Annotated in this window: 12 protein-coding genes and 1 pseudogene; all 13 read right to left on the bottom strand. The window is 73.0% G+C overall.

The genetic code is table 11. The features are described 5' to 3' along the window. Positions 1 to 3: 3 nt before the first annotated feature. Positions 4 to 1,134 (bottom strand): NADase-type glycan-binding domain-containing protein, encoded by a 1,131-nt coding sequence (locus ACYF6T_RS24350; RefSeq protein WP_461699112.1) that lies wholly within the window; start codon positions 1,132 to 1,134, stop codon positions 4 to 6. Positions 1,135 to 1,754: 620 nt separating this feature from the next. After that, positions 1,755 to 2,321, bottom strand: coding sequence for a phage tail protein (locus tag ACYF6T_RS24345; RefSeq protein WP_461698951.1), 567 nt, complete (start codon positions 2,319 to 2,321; stop codon positions 1,755 to 1,757). Further along, positions 2,321 to 4,279, bottom strand: a complete 1,959-nt coding sequence (locus tag ACYF6T_RS24340; RefSeq protein ID WP_461698950.1) for a putative baseplate assembly protein — start codon at positions 4,277 to 4,279, stop codon at positions 2,321 to 2,323. The genes ACYF6T_RS24345 and ACYF6T_RS24340 overlap by 1 nt, the downstream gene beginning before the upstream one ends. After that, complete coding sequence (locus tag ACYF6T_RS24335; protein ID WP_461698949.1) at positions 4,279 to 4,713, bottom strand: GPW/gp25 family protein; 435 nt, start codon at positions 4,711 to 4,713, stop codon at positions 4,279 to 4,281. Before ACYF6T_RS24335 ends, ACYF6T_RS24340 begins: the two co-directional genes overlap by 1 nt. A gap of 31 nt (positions 4,714 to 4,744) precedes the next feature. Continuing rightward, positions 4,745 to 6,652: a VgrG-related protein gene (locus ACYF6T_RS24330; protein ID WP_461698948.1), complete on the bottom strand. Its 1,908-nt coding sequence runs from the start codon at positions 6,650 to 6,652 to the stop codon at positions 4,745 to 4,747. Continuing rightward, positions 6,652 to 7,380 carry a CIS tube protein gene (locus ACYF6T_RS24325; protein ID WP_461698947.1) on the bottom strand — a complete coding sequence of 243 codons (729 nt, stop codon included), beginning with the start codon at positions 7,378 to 7,380 and terminating at the stop codon, positions 6,652 to 6,654. The genes ACYF6T_RS24330 and ACYF6T_RS24325 overlap by 1 nt, the downstream gene beginning before the upstream one ends. 41 nt (positions 7,381 to 7,421) lie before the next feature. Next, positions 7,422 to 7,844 carry a phage tail protein gene (locus ACYF6T_RS24320; RefSeq protein WP_461698946.1) on the bottom strand — a complete coding sequence of 141 codons (423 nt, stop codon included), beginning with the start codon at positions 7,842 to 7,844 and terminating at the stop codon, positions 7,422 to 7,424. Between the two features lie 76 nt (positions 7,845 to 7,920). After that, a complete protein-coding gene (locus ACYF6T_RS24315; protein WP_461698945.1) occupies positions 7,921 to 8,547 on the bottom strand; it encodes an extensin in 627 nt (208 codons plus the stop codon). Positions 8,548 to 11,415: 2,868 nt separating this feature from the next. Next, the gene (locus ACYF6T_RS24310; protein ID WP_461698943.1) at positions 11,416 to 11,574 is read right to left on the bottom strand and encodes a DUF6760 family protein; all 159 of its coding nucleotides are present in this window, start codon (positions 11,572 to 11,574) and stop codon (positions 11,416 to 11,418) included. Further along, the gene (locus ACYF6T_RS24305) at positions 11,571 to 12,092 is read right to left on the bottom strand and encodes a hypothetical protein (protein WP_461698942.1); all 522 of its coding nucleotides are present in this window, start codon (positions 12,090 to 12,092) and stop codon (positions 11,571 to 11,573) included. Before ACYF6T_RS24305 ends, ACYF6T_RS24310 begins: the two co-directional genes overlap by 4 nt. Next, positions 12,092 to 12,535 (bottom strand): phage tail protein, encoded by a 444-nt coding sequence (locus ACYF6T_RS24300; protein ID WP_461698941.1) that lies wholly within the window; start codon positions 12,533 to 12,535, stop codon positions 12,092 to 12,094. Before ACYF6T_RS24300 ends, ACYF6T_RS24305 begins: the two co-directional genes overlap by 1 nt. A 57-nt stretch (positions 12,536 to 12,592) precedes the next feature. Continuing rightward, entirely contained in the window at positions 12,593 to 14,176 is a 1,584-nt protein-coding gene (locus ACYF6T_RS24295) for a phage tail sheath subtilisin-like domain-containing protein (protein ID WP_461698940.1), read from the bottom strand. A gap of 165 nt (positions 14,177 to 14,341) precedes the next feature. Continuing rightward, positions 14,342 to 14,916: pseudogene (locus ACYF6T_RS24290) on the bottom strand (DUF4157 domain-containing protein); the annotation flags it as partial.

Genomic DNA, 14,916 nt, shown 5'->3' with positions numbered 1-14,916 from the left:
CGGCTAGTTGTTCGAGCGGCCGAAGAACTCGATCTCCGCGATGGCCACTTGCTTGCTCGCGGAGGTCGCGTACGCGGACTCGATGGTGAAGCGGACCTTGCTCACCTCGCCGACGCGGAAGGCGACGCGCTGGCCGCCGGCCCCTTGGTCGAGGGTGAGTTCACGGGTGGTGGTCTTGCCGTTGGACAGGGTGACGGTGGCCTTGAGGCGGTGCGGGAGCGCCGACTGGTTGAGCTTGTCGGCGTGGGTGGAGACGCCCGGCGTGATGATCAGGTCCAGCAGCCGGGTCGGCTCGTCGAAACCGGCCTCGATCCACTGCCCCTGACCGGACTCGGACACACCGGGCCCCCACCAGGTGTCGTTGAGCTTGTCGAACACCAGCTGGGGCTTGTGACCGGGATACGAGCGGGACGCGCTGACCCGGTCCGGGGCGACCGGGGCCCGCTTGGCGAAGTGGTCGCGGACCGCCTGGATGCCCTTGGGGGTGTTCACCGCCAGCACGATCACCAGGGTCAGGGCGATCGCCACGCCCAGCCAGGTCAGCACGCGGTCGAAGGCGCGGCGCAGGCGCGGGCGGTCACCGGCCCACGGGGCCTCCCGGCCGGCCCCGAACAGACGCCGCCACCAGGGCAGCCGGCCCGGCGTGGCCTCGCCGCCGGCCATCGGCATCGCGCAGCGGGCGCAGTAGTGCCGGTCGGGCCGGTTGGGCGTGGCGCACCAGGGGCACGGTATCCCGCCGTGCGCCCCGAGCTCCTCCCCGGGCGCCCGCACGGCCTGCGGCCGCTGAGGTGTGGGCCGACCCGGCAGCACCGGGGCGACGGAGGGGGTCGCGGAGGGGCGCGGCTCGGGGTCGGCGACGGGGATGAGGAGACGCCGGGCGCGGTCGGTGGCGTCGGTCGTGGGGGTGACGGGGGCCACGGGCGGGGCTGCGGAGGCCGGTACGGGCTGGGTGGGGGCGGTCTCGTCCACGGGGGACGGGGGTGGCACCGGGGCCGAGGCGGGGACCGGCTGCGTGGGGGCGGTCTCGTCGGGGGCGGTGCCGGGGTGGGAGGCGCCGTCCGTGTCCGGTGCGGTGGCGTGGCTGTTGGCGGCGGCGCCGGGGGCGGGCGTCGGTGCCGTCGGCGAGGCCGGCAGGTCGCGGGGCGTGGGCGCCGGCCCCGTACCGCCGTCCTGCGGGGAGAAGGCGTCCCAGCCGGGCGCGGAGCCGTCACCGCCGGCACCCGGGTGGGCGGAGTCCGCCGCCGAGGCGGTCCCGCCCGACGCGGAAAGGGCGGCCCCGCCGGGAGCGGTGCCGCCGGCGCTCCCGGGGACGCCTGCGCCGTGCGCCGAGCCGCCTGCCGGGGCGTCGGTGGCCGCGTCGCCGGGGTGTGAGCGGGCGGCCTGGGATGCGTGGACCGGGGCGTGACGTGTCCCGGGCGCCGGGTCCTGCTCCGCCGTCGCGCTGTCGTCGTGTGTGCCGGTGGTCACGGGCGCACCGGGCCCGTGCGCCGCGTCGGCGCCCGTGGCGTCGTCGGGGGTGGCCGTGCGCTGGGGCGGTATCGGCGTGGCGTCGGCCGGTGCGCGGGGTGCTTCGGTGGGACCGGTGCCGTCCGCCCCGGCGGAAACGGTCTGCTCCGGTGTCCTCGTGGGCGCCGTGGCCGCGGCGGCCGCCGCCTTCGCACGGTCGGTCCAGCTCAGCACGGCCCCGCAGGCGTCGCAGAACGACTGGCCCGGTTCCGCGCGGGTGCCGCATTCGGCGCAGTTCTGGGTGGTCGTCATCTCTCGGGGATCCTTTCGGCGGGAGCGGCGGCGGTCACCTGGACCGTGTACGGCATGTGGGCGGGGCGGGCGGCGGCCACGAGGGCGTCCAGGCGGTGGTGGTCCGCGGGGGTGGGGTCGGGCAGGCTGAGGCGGACGTGCAGGTGGGGGCGCGGGGCGCCGGGGAAGGACCCGAGCGGGCGCGCGCTCCACGTCGCGCCGCCGCTCTCGTCGATCTCCGGCTCCACGCCGAACGCGAGCCGCACCGCCTCCGCCAGCCCGCGCCGCGTACCGCGCACCCGGTGCAGGTACGCCGCCGCCGCGACCGCCGCCCGCAGCAGCGGCTCCGGCTCGCTGCCGTCGGTCTCCGCGCCGACCCAACCGCCCAGCCACTGGGCGAAGTCGAGCGGCGCGAGGGACGGCCGGAAGTAGGTGTCGAGACAGTCGAGCACGCTCAGGATCGGCGCCATGACGTCGTCGAGCCCGCCCACGAACCGCAGGGCCAAGTCGTCGTCGGCGAACACCGCCGGCAGCATCGTGCCGATGGGCGCCGAGGAACCCAGGCCGTCGATGGAACCTCTCATCAGGCGCCGTCCCCGATCACCCGGACGCGGTGGTCGAAGGAGAAGACGAGGGAGGGAGCGGACAGGTCGATACGGTCCGTCGCCTCCCCCCGCTTGCCCGTCAGCGGGTCCGCCGGGTGCAGCACCACCTGGTCCACCAGCTCGACCCCCGGCACCCGCTGGAGCACCGCGAACACCTCACCCGACTGCACGGGACGGCCGAACGGCCAGCCCGTGCCGTTCGCGCCGCCGGTCAGCGGATCGAGGTGCCGGTACAGGGCGTCGTGCGCCTCACGCCGTACCCGATCGGTGTCCACGCCCTTGAACGCGTGCACCGTGGCCACCACCGTCACCCCCTGGTAGTACGGCGGCCCCACCGCCAACCTCGTCCCGATCAGCCGCCGTTCGTCGAGGTAGCGGCTGATGCGGTCCAACAGGGCGTCGCCGGGCACCAGTTGCTCGAAGCGCAGCCGCCCGCCGGGGTCCGGTACCGCCTGCGGCACCACCAACACCCGTACGGCATACGCTCCGTGCTCGCCCTCCTCGCCCTCCAGGCAGGTGATGCGCGCGGTCTCCGGGGCGGCACGGCGGGCCAGCTCCTCGTAGTCCCGCAGGGTCACCGCCCGCTCCTGGGCGCGCAGCGTGATCGGCGCGCGGACCTTCGCCTCCTCCACCGTCTCCCCGTCCACGCCACCGCGCGCGGCCTCGCGGTTGACGACCTCGGAGACGTACGGGATGGAGGTGCGCAGGATCTGCACCGCGCCCCGGGCCACGTTCCCGGCCCGGCCGCCGCCCGTGCGGTAGCGGCGGGCACGGATCGGCGCGCCCTTGGGGGCGACCGTGCCGTACTGGCGCAGCGAGCCGTCCGGCTCGCGCACCGCCGGACCGAAGGCGATCTCGCCGGTGGTGGCGTCGAGGGTGACGTGACGGTCGTACGGCCCGGACGCGGCGAAGTTGGGCACGACCTGCCAGTCCACCCAGCCGTCGTGCTCGGCGGTCTGCAGCAGCACCGGCGGGTCGTCGCCGACCACCGGGGCGTGCGCGAGCCGCAGGCGCTGCCCGGGCAGGCCCGTCGACTCGCCGAGCGCCTCGTCGTACACGGTCTCCGCGTGGACGGCGCCCGTGGTGCCGCCGATGGTGAAGGCCTCCGCGGAGCGGACCGTCGGCGAGGTGGTGTAGAACGGCTGGCCGTGCAGCGGCTCGGTCACCCGGCAGCGCAGCCAGCCCGCCTCCTGCCCGGCGTTGCGGGACAGGACGTGACCGCCGGGGACGTGCAGGACCACCTCGCCGGGCCGGTTGAGGCCGCCCGTGCCGTCCCGGTCGACCTCGCAGGGCTGCCAGCCGTCCGCCGTCCACGCCTCCCACACCAGCGGCGGCTGACGCGGGTCCACGCCGACGCCGTCCACCCGGCTGTCCAGGTCCAGGGAGACCGCGCAGTGCGGCACGGCGTTGGTCAGCCCGAGCAGCATGCAGTCGCCCGGATCGGGCGACTCGGAGAAGCACAACAGGTCCTTGCCGTCGGCCAGTTCGGGTGTCCGGTCGACCGCCGCCTCACCCTTGTGCTGCACCAGCAGATGCCGCAGCTCGCACGGTACGACGACCAGTTCACGCTCGGTGGCGAAGACGACCGCCTCCTCGCCCTCCGTGCGCAGGGTGGCGGTCTCGGTGCCCACCGGCACGGTGATCGCCTCCTCCTGCGGCGCCGACAGCCAGAACGTCACGTCCGTGCGCGCCGCCGACGGCGGGAACAGGGTGATCCCGACCAGGTCCAGAAACGCCAGATGGTTCTTCTCCGGCACCCGGTTGAGCCGGTAGACGATCTGGTCGGCCATGTGCGCGACCGTCTCGACGAGGGTGACGCCGGGATCGGAGACGTTGTGGTCGGTCCACTCCGGGGCGCGCTGCTGGATGTAGCGCTTGGCGTCGTCGACGAACTGCTGGAAGCGGCGGTCGTCGAGGTTGGGGGAGGGCAGGGCCATCAGCGGTCGCTTTCAGGAGCCGGCGCGGCGCCGTCCGGCTCGTCGTGGGACGGAATGACGTAGAACGGGAAGACCAGGGAGCGCGGGTTGTTGGTGCCGCGGATCGAGTAGCGGACGTCGATGTACAGCACGCTCTGGTCGGAGCCGGCCGTCACCTCGACGTCGTCGACCGCGATCCGCGGCTCCCAGCGGTCGAGGCTGACGTGCACCGCGTGCTGGATGCGGCCCGCGGTCTGCTCGTTGACCGGCGCGAAGACCAGGTCGTGGATCGCGCAGCCGAAGTCGGGCCGCATCGGGCGCTCGCCCGGCGCGGTCGACAGGATCAGCCGGATCGACTCCTCGATCTCCCGCTCCCCGCTGACCAGGGCGATCCCGCCGGTCGGCCCGATGCGCAGCGGGAACGACCAGCCGGAGCCGACGAACTGCTCGGCCATCAGGAATACCCTCCGCATGTCGTGGAATCGGTCACGGGATCACCATCGGCACCGGGATGGTCGTGACGCCGAACACCGGGGAGGCGACCATCGTGGTCGGCGCCTTGATCGTGGTGTTGACGGCCGACGTGACCTGCACGGTCGCCCCGCCCGTGAGGTTCGCGGCGCCCGCGGCGCTCAGGTTCAGCGCGCCGACCGCGTTCACCCCGATCTCGCCCGCGGCCCGCACGTTGACCATGCCGCCGCCCTGGATGCTGAGCGGGCCGCCGCTCTTGATGGTCAGGGCGCGCCGGGCGCTGAGCGTGAGGTCGGTGCCGGCCTCCACGCTCACGCTCCGGCTGCCCTTGATGGTGACCGAGCCCTTGCTGTCGATGACGATCTCGGTCTTCGTCCGGTCCAGGTTGATGGTCAGCTGCTTGTCCCCGGAGATCAGCCGCACGCCCTGCTTGCGCAGACCGGTCTTCTGGCTGAGCAGGTCCATGCGGTTGCCGTCCCGGTCGGAGACGGTGTGCCGGCTGGCCTTCTTGCGCACGGCGTCGTGCAGCGGCACATCGCTGACCACGGTCGGCTTGTCCCGGCCGTTGTAGAGCCCGCCGATCACGAACGGGTGGTCCAGGGCACCCCGGTCGAAGGCGACCAGCACCTCGTCGTTGACGTCGAGCGGGAAGATCCCGCCGCCGCCCAGGCCGCCCAGCTGCACGGTCCGCGTCCAGTCGCTGACGTAGGTGTCGTCCAGCCACGGGAACTGGAGCTTCACCCGCCCCTGCTTCAGCGGGTCGTTGACGTCGGTCACCAGCGCGTTGGCCACGCTGGGCAGCCGCGGCGCGCTGTCGCCGCCCCCCGAGGCCAGCCCGTACAGGGACCGCCACTGCCGCCCGCTGACCGTCACCCACGCCTCGTAGTGCGTGCCATCGCCGAAGACGTGCCGGACGGAGGTGACGGTGTACTTGCCCTCGAAGGGGTCCCCGACGTCGGCGAGGGCCACCGGAACTCCCGGGCGCAGCTTGGGGTTTCCGCGCGCGACGACCTCCAGCTCGGCGAACGAGCCGGTGACGTCGTCGGCGAGGGAGTCCGCGGCGAACTTCACCTCGCTCTGCTTGTCGTAGGGCGTGCCCGTCTCCACGAGCTTGGCCGTCTTGAACTTCCCGGCCGCCTCGCCCGGCGAACTGCCGATCTGGATGCCGGGGTTGGCGGTGGCCGGCGCGGTGGCGGTCAGCTTCTTCTTCGTCGTGACGTCCCAGCCGCGCGCCTCGACCCTGCCGACCTGGTCGGCGGCGGTCACCGCGGCCCGCAGCCGCAGGATGTCGTGCCCGGCCTGGAGCACGAACGGGCTCTTGTCGCCGTCCGTCTCCGGGGAGGGCGCGCCCGACGACGGCTTCGGCTTCACGAACTGGAATCGGCCGTCCGCGTCGACCGACATCACCATCTCGTTCTCGTCGGCGAGCCGCGCGAGGAAGTCCCAGTCGCTGACGTTGGACTGGCTGATGAACTCGTACACCGTCTTCGTCGACTCGATCCGCCCGACGGGCACCCCGTCCTGCGCGGCCAGCTTGCGGGCGATGTCCGACGCGCTCTGGTTGCGGTAGGCGGCGACCCGGCGCTGGCGCAGCAGGCGGTGCCCGAAGTCGTAGCCGCGGATCACGGTGAACGTGCCGGTGCCGTCGTAGTCGGCCTCCAGGCCGGTGACCTCGCCGGTCAGCAGCGGATCGGCGGCGCCCTTGCCGTCGGAGACCGGGGCGATGGAGACCTTGGTGCCGAACTTCACGCCGAGCTTGCCGAGGATGTGCCGGTAGGGGTCGCGGAAGGTGAGCCGGAACGCGGCCGGCACCCCCACGCCCTGGTCCACCCAGCTGTCGACCAGCGCCCGCGCGTACTCCGGGGGCAGCTTGGCGCCGCCGATGCGGACGTCGACGACGTTCGAGAAGGCCGCGCGCACCATCAGGCACGCACCTCCTCGGCGGCCGGCAGCACCAGTTCGGTGCCGGTGGGCAGGTGGGCCGGGTCGTCGATGCCGTTCGCCTCGGCGATGGACCGCCAGGCGGCGGCGTTGCCGTACTCCCGCCAGGCCAGCGACTGCAGCGAGTCGCCGGCCACGACGCGGTGCACGCGCTGGGCGGTGAGCGCGCCGGACGTCGGGTTCTGCCCCTTGGTCTTGCTGGGGATCTCGTGCAGCTGGAGCCGGCAGGTGGCCCGGATCGGCACGCCGGTCGTCCCGAACAGGGAGTAGGCGGCCTCCACCGAGCTGACGTACGCCGTGAAGCGGGCCGTCGAGAACGACCCCCACTCGAAGACCACCCACGGCGGCGAGGGCTGCTTGGCGGCGATGCTCTGCGTGGTCACCTCGCAGCACTCCAGCAGCGACTCGACCTTCTTCAGCACGGTGTTGCTGGTCGGCTCGTCGGAGGTGTCGAGGAAGATCTCCACGCTCATCTCCCGCGGCTCGGCGCCCATGAACTCCGGGAGCGCGCCGTCCCGTTCGATCTGCGCGGGCGTCGTCTTCCACTGCGCGCGGCGGGTCAGCGACAGCTGGGCCGGGTTGAAGTCGAAACCGAAGGTCGTGATGATCCCGCCGGGCGTGGTGCTGTCGCCGACCGGCGGTTCGTGGATGGTGAGCGTGGCGCGTACGAGGCTCTTGCCGGCGCCGCTCCTGCCGCTGCCCTTGGCCATGGCCGGTGTCCTTTCCCTCGTCCTACTCGTCCTCTGGCCCCTCAGTCCGTGAAGCCGTGGTGGGCGATCTCCAGGACCTCCGTGGCCACGGCCGGGTTGGCGGGGTCGAGGGTGGGACCGGTCCAGCTCACGGGCAGCACGTCGATCAGCCCCCACCGCGCGACCTCCGAGCCGTCGGCGCGCAGGGCGGCGATCTGGGCGGTGGGGCGCTTGATGCCGGTCTGCACGGACGAGATCCACTTGGCGACCTTCGCCGTGTCCGGGGTGAGGGGGCGGGTCAGGCGGATCGTGGAGAACGTCACGCGGGTCGGCAGCTGCCAGACGAAGCCGTTGTTGCCGCCCTCCTGGCGGTGTTCGACCTCCACCTGGGAGGACAGCCCTTCACATCCGTTGAAGTAGCCGAGGCTCTCGCCGTCGATGCTGAGGGTGAACCAGATGGTGGAACCAGGGTCCTGGCGGGGCATCGCGGGTGGGCCTTTCTGTCGTGCCTGGGGCGGGAGCGGGCGGTCGGGGCCGAGGGGGGGTCACGTGCGGAGGCGGTCAGTTGCGGGGGTCGCGGAGTCTGCCCACGCGTTCGCGGTCCAGGCGGAGTTCGGTGCGGATGAGACGGGTGATGCGGCCGATGATGCGGTGCACGAGCTCGTCGAGCTGGAAGTCGGTGAGGTCACGGGGGTCGAAGGTGTTGGCGGGGGTCGGGGTGTAGGGGGGTGGGGGCGCGGACGGTGGGGCGGAGGCGGAAGCGGCGACCGGGACGGCGGTGTAGGGAGGCGGTGGTGTGGTGGTGGGGGTGTACGGGGGTGGGGAATCCACGCGGGGGGTGGCGGGCGTGGGGAGGGTGCCGGCGACCGTGGCCGCGGCGGCTGCGGCGAGGGCGCTGGTGGCGGTGTGGGCCGGGTTGGGCGTGGGGTTGTTCCGGGGCCTGGGCTTGGGCTTGGTGAGTTTCGCGGCGCGCTGGATGGTGGGGGGCCGGCTGGCAGGGGTCTGCGGCGCTTGGAGAGGGGTGAGCGGGGCGCCGAGGGAGGGGCGGCGGGGGGCCGTGGGGGCGGCGGGGGTCTGGGTCGGCGTGAGGGCCGAGGAGAGGGGGGCGCCCAGGCCGACGCGGGGGGTGGAGGTGACGGTGGGGGCGCTTTCCTCCTTACGGCTCGGGGGAGTGGTCGTGCGTGCCACGCGCAGCGTGCGTTGCTGGAGTGCGGGGGGCGAGGCGGCCGACCTGCGGGCAGGGGCGGGCGGCGGGGGAGTTGCGGGGGCAGTGGCGCGCTGCAGGTGGGGGAGCGGGGCGCCGACTGGGTTGGCGGTGGTGGGGGCCGGGTTGAGGGGCGGTCCGCTGATGGGTTCCCGAGGCGTGCTCGCAGGTGAGTCGGCGGCTGGTGCCGGGGAGGTGCTCGTCCGCTGGAGGGTGGGGGGTTCTGCGGTGGGGGGCGAGGACGGGCCGGTGGTGTGGGGCTCGCTTGCACGCGCCGTGGCCGTTCCCGGGGTGGTGCTGGTTTGCGCGGGTGTGCCGGGGGTGCCGGGGGTGCCGGTCGCGGTGGCTCGGGAGATCGGGATGGGGGTTGGGGTGGTGTGGGGCGCGGGTGCCGGGTTGGGTGCGGGCGTGGCGGTCTTGGGGGGCGTGTTCGTGTGGGGGAGTGCGTCTGGGGTGGTGGTTGTGCCGGCCCGCGAGATCGGGATGGGGGTCGGGGAGGTGGTGGCGGTCTTCGAGGGCGTGCGTTCGCCGCCGGGGGTGCTGGATTGCGGGAGCGGAGTGAGGGCGTCGCTCGACGGGACCGCGGGGGTTGCCTGGGAGGCAGTGCCCGTTTTGGGGGCCGCGGTCCTGTGCGAGGGGGTGCCGGGGGTGCTGGTCGCCGTGGCACGTGAGATCGGGATGGGGGCCGGAGACACGCTGGTCTGGGGGGCCGTGCCTGCTCCCTGGGGCGCGTTCGTCGGTGAGACGGGGGCCGGCGCCGTCCGCGCGGGCGTGGCGGGGACCGAGGCTGCACGGGCCTCCGTGGGCGTGCTGGACGGTGACGTCGTGGTCGTGTCCTCAGCCGAGTTCGCCTGCGAGGGGGTACCGGCCGTCGAGGAACGCTCGGCTCCCGACGCCGCCCCGGTGGCTGACGGCGCGATGGCTCTCGCGACGGGACGGACCCTCAGGTTCCCGGCGGCTACTGGGGGCACGCGTGTCAGCGGAGCTGTACGGCCGGCCTGCGGGCCCGCCACGACGGCACGCGAGATTGCGATCGGCCTCGAAGCCGAGGAGGCGGTAGCCGGCGGAGAGCTCGGGGTGCTTCCTGATGCCGCGCGGGTGGCGGGCGGAACTGCTTCCGTTGCCGAAGTCGAGGAGGCGGTGCCAGCGGGAGCGCTCGGGGCGTTTCCTGAAGCCGTGCCGGTGGCGGGCGGGATCGCTCCGGTTCCCGAAGTCGAGGAGGCGGTGGCAGCCGGCGCGCTCGGGGCGTTTCCTGATGCCGCGCCGGTGGCAGGCGGGATCGCTCCGCTTCCCGAAGTCGAGGAGGCAGTGGTAGAGGGCCCGCTTAGGGTGCTTCCTGAAGTCGGCCTGACGGCACGCGGGAAGGCTCCGTTTCCCGAGGGCGAAGAGGAGGCGGTAGCCGGTGGAGAGCTCGGGGCGCTTCCTGAAGCCGCGCCGGTGGCACGCGAGATGGCTCGCGTGCCCGAGGCCGAAGGGGTGGCGGCGGGAGAGCTAGGGGCGCCTCCTGGAGCCGTCCCGGTGGCACGCGAGATCGTTTCCGGCTTCGTACCCTTCGCGACGGCAGGTGACTTCGCGGCGCCCCGCGAAGTCCCCCCGGTGGCGGGTGAGACGACCCCACGCCCCGTAGCCACCCCGGCAGCCGTCGAGGTGGCTCCACGCACGGAAGTCTCCCCGACAGCCGTCGGCTTGGTGACGGCCTCAGCCCCTGAAGCCCCGCCGGCCTCCGACGAGTCGGCCTTTCCTCCCGAAGTCCTACCAGGCACCGCCGACTTGGTCCCGCGCCTCAACGCCGTACCGATGGCCCGCGAGATCGTCCGCGCCCCGGAACCCAAGCCGGCGCTCCGCGAGCCCATCCGGCCACCCGGAGTTGCCGCAGCACCAGGCGAGTTCGCCCCGCCAACCGCAGCCGCCCCAGCACTCATTGCGTCCGCACTGCTCACCGAGCTGGGCCCAACCGCAGGCGAGTCCGCCCCACCCCTCGAAACCGCTCCCTGCGAACTCCCCGAGCCCCCGGAAGCAGTCGCGCTTCCCCCGGAGCCCGCACTCGCACCAAGCCCCGAGCCCCCGCCCGTACGACCGCCCGAGCCCGCGCCGATACGAGCCCCGGAGCCCGCACCCGCACGAGCCCCCGAGCCCCCGGAACCAGTCGCGTTCCCTCCGGAGCCCGCGCTCGCGCCAAGCCCCGAGTCCGCGCCAGTACGAGCCTCAGAACCCGCACCCGCACGAGCCCCCGAGCCCCCGGAACCAGTCGCGTTCCCCCCGGAGGCCGCACTCGCACCAAGCCCCGAGCCCGCACCCGCACGACCGCCCGAGCCCGCGCCGATACGAGCCCCGGAGCCCGCACCCGTACCGGCTCCCGAGCCCGCACCCGTACCGGCTCCCGAGCCCGCCCCCGCAACCGACCCCGTCGCCCCCACCCCCCGCGCCGGAAGAACCCGCAAAGGCACCGCCGGAGTTCGCTGTACCGTCGGCTCCTGGCCTGCCAACGGCAGGGGACCCCTGGGTGCTTCGAGGCCCGGGGCCGGGCGGGACGGCGTCGGGTGGGCGGTGTGGGGGAGCAGCGCGCCGGAGCGGCCGTCCAGGAGTGCCGGGGACGCCGTAGCCATGAAGCCCGGGTTCTGCCACGTCGGCAGCCGGCCGCCGAACCCGGCGTCGGCCACTCCAGCCGGCCCCGGACCCAGAGCCCGTTGGATGGGCGGCAGTTTCGCCCAGGAAGCGGCGACGACAGGGATGCCCGCGGTGCCGTCGGCCGCGGAAGCGGACGCCGGCGGCACCGCCGCGGCCGTCTCGGGGGCGTCGGCGTTCACGCGTCCGCGCTCGCGCCCCCGTACTCGATCCAGGAACCCCACCGCTCAGCCCTCCGCCCCACTCCGCGTCACCAGGGACGCGATCTCGTTCGTGTAGCGGCGGCGGTCGTGGTGTTCGAGGTTCAGGATCTCCTCCATGCTCCAGTGGAAGTGGTAGGCGACGTACGCGATCTCCTCGTGCAGCCGGTCGGTCGCGTACGTCACGATTCCCCCAGGCGGCTCCCGCCGAGTTCCACCTCGAAGGGCTCCGAGCAGTGCGGGCACTCCACGGCCGCGCGGGTGTGGCCCTCCGCGTTGATCTGGCGGTAGAAGTCCTGCAGGAACGCCAGGTCGGAGGCGAACATGTTCTCCACGATGCCGTCGTGGACCATGGGCAGCGTCCCGAGGCGGGTGATGACCCGGCCCAGGAGGACCACGGACAGGTACGCCGGGTTCTCCTGGACGCGCACGTCACGCAGCGGGACCAGTTCGTCCCGCGCCGTCGACAGCCGCATCACCCCGTCCCGGTGGACGGTGCCCGACTCGTCGACGTAACCGCGCGGGAGCTGGAAGGCGAACTCGGTGCGCAGCGACTCCCGTTGCGGCACGGCGGCGGGGGCGGGAGCCGCCGGGGCCGGTGTCGCCTCCGGGCCCGGCAGTTCCACGCCCGCCTCCGCCGCCTCCGCCGCGTTCGCGCCGGAGTAGGCGACGGCGCCGGCGCTCCTGGCAGCCGTACGCCGCATTACTCGATGACCAGTTCTTCGAACGAGATCGTCACGGTCTCGGTGAGCGCGGACGCCTCACCGGCCTTGACCGTGCTCGCGTCGATCTTGTTGCACCAGGCGTTGCGCAGGTGGTAGCGCTTCACCGGGTTGTTCTGGAAGTCCATCATGATGATCGACGCGTTCTTGCGGGCCGTGGTCATCTGGCCGTTGATCGACTCGTTGATCCACTGCGTGAACGACGCCGACTGGGTCATGCCGCGGACCACCGTGCAGGTGCCGTTCTTCTTCACACCCGGCAGGTTCTTGACCACGTTCTGGCCGTTGGGGGTGTTCTGCTGGTACGTGATGACGTCCTGCTCGATGCTCAGACCGCTGACCTCGGCGAGGTACTCGACCATCACGCCGTCGATCTGCAGCCCGAAGTTGTGTGAGGTGAGGGCGTCACCCGGCTGGAGACTCATGTGTTCCTTGTCCTTCTGACCGTCTGGAAATGGGGGGCGCGGAGGCGGAGGCCGGGCCTACTCCTCCAACTCCCCGCTGCCGCTGGAGAACTGGGCCAGCCGGAAGATCACGAACTCGGCGGGCTTGACCGGCGCGATGCCGATCTCGCAGACGACCCGGCCCAGGTCGACCGACTCCGGCGGGTTGGTCTCCTCGTCGCACTTGACGTAGTAGGCCTCCTCGGCCCGCTGCCCGAACAGGGCGCCGCTGCGCCACTCGTTGACCAGGAACGCCGAGATGTTGCGCCGGATACGGGCCCACAGCGCGTGGTCGTTCGGCTCGAACACCACCCACTGGGTGCCGATCAGGATCGACTCCTCCAGGTAGTTGAAGTACCGGCGGATGTTGAGGTAGCGCCAGGCCGGGTCCGACGACAGCGTCCGCGCGCCCCAGACGCGGATGCCCCGGCCGGGGAACGCGCGGATGCAGTTGACGCCGATCGGGTTGAGCAGGTCCTGCTCACCGCGGGTGATCTGGGTCTCCAGGTCCACCGCACCGCGCACGACCTCGTTGGCGGGCGCCTTGTGCACGCCGCGCTCGGAGTCGTTGCGCGCCCAGATGCCGGCGATGTGACCGCTCGGCGGGATCAGCCGGGACTGGCCGACGGCCGGGTCGAAGGTCTTGATCCACGGGTAGTACAGGGCCGCGTACTTGGAGTCGTAGCCGGCCGTCTCCTGCCGCCAGACGCGGATCTGACGGGCGTTCAGGCCCGGCGGCGGGTCGATGACGGCGACCCGGTCGCCCATCAGCTCGCAGTGCGCGATCAGACCGAGCTGGACCGCCTTCACGGCCTCCAGGTCGATCGCGCCGCGCTGGTAGGCGGCCATCAGGTCGGGCACCGCGACCATGGAGACCTCGTCCACCGCCTCCAGACCGCCGAAACCGGTGCGGTCGGCGGAGTCGCCGAGGTACTGGGCGGGACCGGGGTGGGGGGCCTCCGCCGCCTGGTCGGGTACGGCGGGCGCGGACGCCGGGGCCGCGAGCGCCACCGTCTGGTTGTCCGGGCGGGCCAGCTGCGCGGCCGGCGCGGCCTCGGTCACGGTGATGAGCTTGGACCGCTCCTTGACCTGGGTGACCACGTAGTTGCGGCCGCCCTTCTTGGCGGTCACGTCGAAGGTCTCGACGGTCTTGTCGCCGTCCTTGACCAGCAGTTTGAAGCGTTCGGCGGGGCCTTCGCCCTCCGGGTCGGCGACCTCGACGCTCAGGTTGCCGGGCGCGGTGGCGGTCACCTGGAAGGTGCCCAGCTGCACCGGCTCGCCGGCCGGCAGCGCGGCCGGGGCGGTGGAGCCGTTCACCGCGGCGGGCGCGCCACCGGCGACGGCGGCGGCGTCCTCGGCCGAGCCGCCCACGCGGACGACATACGCGGCCGTACCGCCGTTGTTGAAGAAGCCGTAGACGGAGTGCGCGAGGTAGTACCCGTCGGTGAACTCACCGAAGGCCGCCACGTACTGGCTCCAGTTGGTCACCAGCGTCGGCTCGTTCAGCGGGCCGGTCGGCGCGAGACCCACGAAGGCGGCGACCGACGTGCCCACCCCCTCGATGGGACGCGAGCCGCTGGCCACCTCCTCGACGTAGACGCCGGGCGACAGGTAGGACGGCATGCTCTGCTCTCCTCGGGGTACGAGACAGGACCGCCCTCAGCCTCACGCGCGCGCGGCACCCGTCGAAACGTCCCCGGGGGCCGGTCCGGGGGCAGTGCCGTTGCCCTCAGGGGCAGACCGGCGCCACACCGCGGACCGGCGTCCCGTACGGCCGGCCGGCGGTCCCTACACCGTGGAGCGGAAGGTGATCAGACGCCAGGCGACCTCGCCGCTCGCCAGCGCCTGGTTCAGGGCCTTGACCGCGTCACCCTTGGCTGGGTACGGCTCGGGCCTGGCGGTGATCTTGTCGAGCTCCGCCTTCTTGGCGGCCAGCGTCTTCTGCCGCGACTTGTGGAACTTCTGCTTCTTCGGGTCGGCCAGATCCGCCTCGGCCTGCGCGATGGCCTCGTTCAGCTCGTCCACGGCCGCCGTCCGCTTCGCCTTCTTCCGGGTGTTCTCCAGCACCTCCGGCGGATACGTGGCGGCATCGCCGACGGCCGTCGACATGATCCCGTCCTCGCCCTTCTCGCCGGCGCCCGCGGCCTTCAGCAGCTTGTCCAGCTCCGGGATCTCGCTGCCGTCCGGCCGGGTCGGGGAGGGCCGGTAGAACTCGACGAGGTGGCTGGTCGGCTTCTTCGCGTTGCCGGTGATGTAGGCCTCGGAGTACTCGCGGGTCGGCGAGAAGCCCTGGTACGACCGGCCCTGGGGCAGGGCGTTGCCGTACATGAGTCCGTCGAACTCGTTCTTGTCCATCGCCCGGT

Source organism: Streptomyces sp. 7R007 (assembly GCF_054850255.1).
This window is presented reverse-complemented; position numbering and strand designations above follow the sequence as displayed.

What these genes read in the sequence shown, in the direction of transcription:
- ACYF6T_RS24305 (WP_461698942.1), bottom strand. Translation starts at nt 12,092, where the DNA reads ATGCGGCGTACGGCTGCCAGGAGCGCCGGCGCCGTCGCCTACTCCGGC.
- ACYF6T_RS24340 (WP_461698950.1), bottom strand. Translation starts at nt 4,279, where the DNA reads ATGGCCCTGCCCTCCCCCAACCTCGACGACCGCCGCTTCCAGCAGTTC.
- ACYF6T_RS24345 (WP_461698951.1), bottom strand. Translation starts at nt 2,321, where the DNA reads ATGAGAGGTTCCATCGACGGCCTGGGTTCCTCGGCGCCCATCGGCACG.
- ACYF6T_RS24295 (WP_461698940.1), bottom strand. Translation starts at nt 14,176, where the DNA reads ATGCCGTCCTACCTGTCGCCCGGCGTCTACGTCGAGGAGGTGGCCAGC.
- ACYF6T_RS24335 (WP_461698949.1), bottom strand. Translation starts at nt 4,713, where the DNA reads ATGGCCGAGCAGTTCGTCGGCTCCGGCTGGTCGTTCCCGCTGCGCATC.
- ACYF6T_RS24320 (WP_461698946.1), bottom strand. Translation starts at nt 7,844, where the DNA reads ATGCCCCGCCAGGACCCTGGTTCCACCATCTGGTTCACCCTCAGCATC.
- ACYF6T_RS24300 (WP_461698941.1), bottom strand. Translation starts at nt 12,535, where the DNA reads ATGAGTCTCCAGCCGGGTGACGCCCTCACCTCACACAACTTCGGGCTG.
- ACYF6T_RS24325 (WP_461698947.1), bottom strand. Translation starts at nt 7,380, where the DNA reads ATGGCCAAGGGCAGCGGCAGGAGCGGCGCCGGCAAGAGCCTCGTACGC.
- ACYF6T_RS24330 (WP_461698948.1), bottom strand. Translation starts at nt 6,652, where the DNA reads ATGGTGCGCGCGGCCTTCTCGAACGTCGTCGACGTCCGCATCGGCGGC.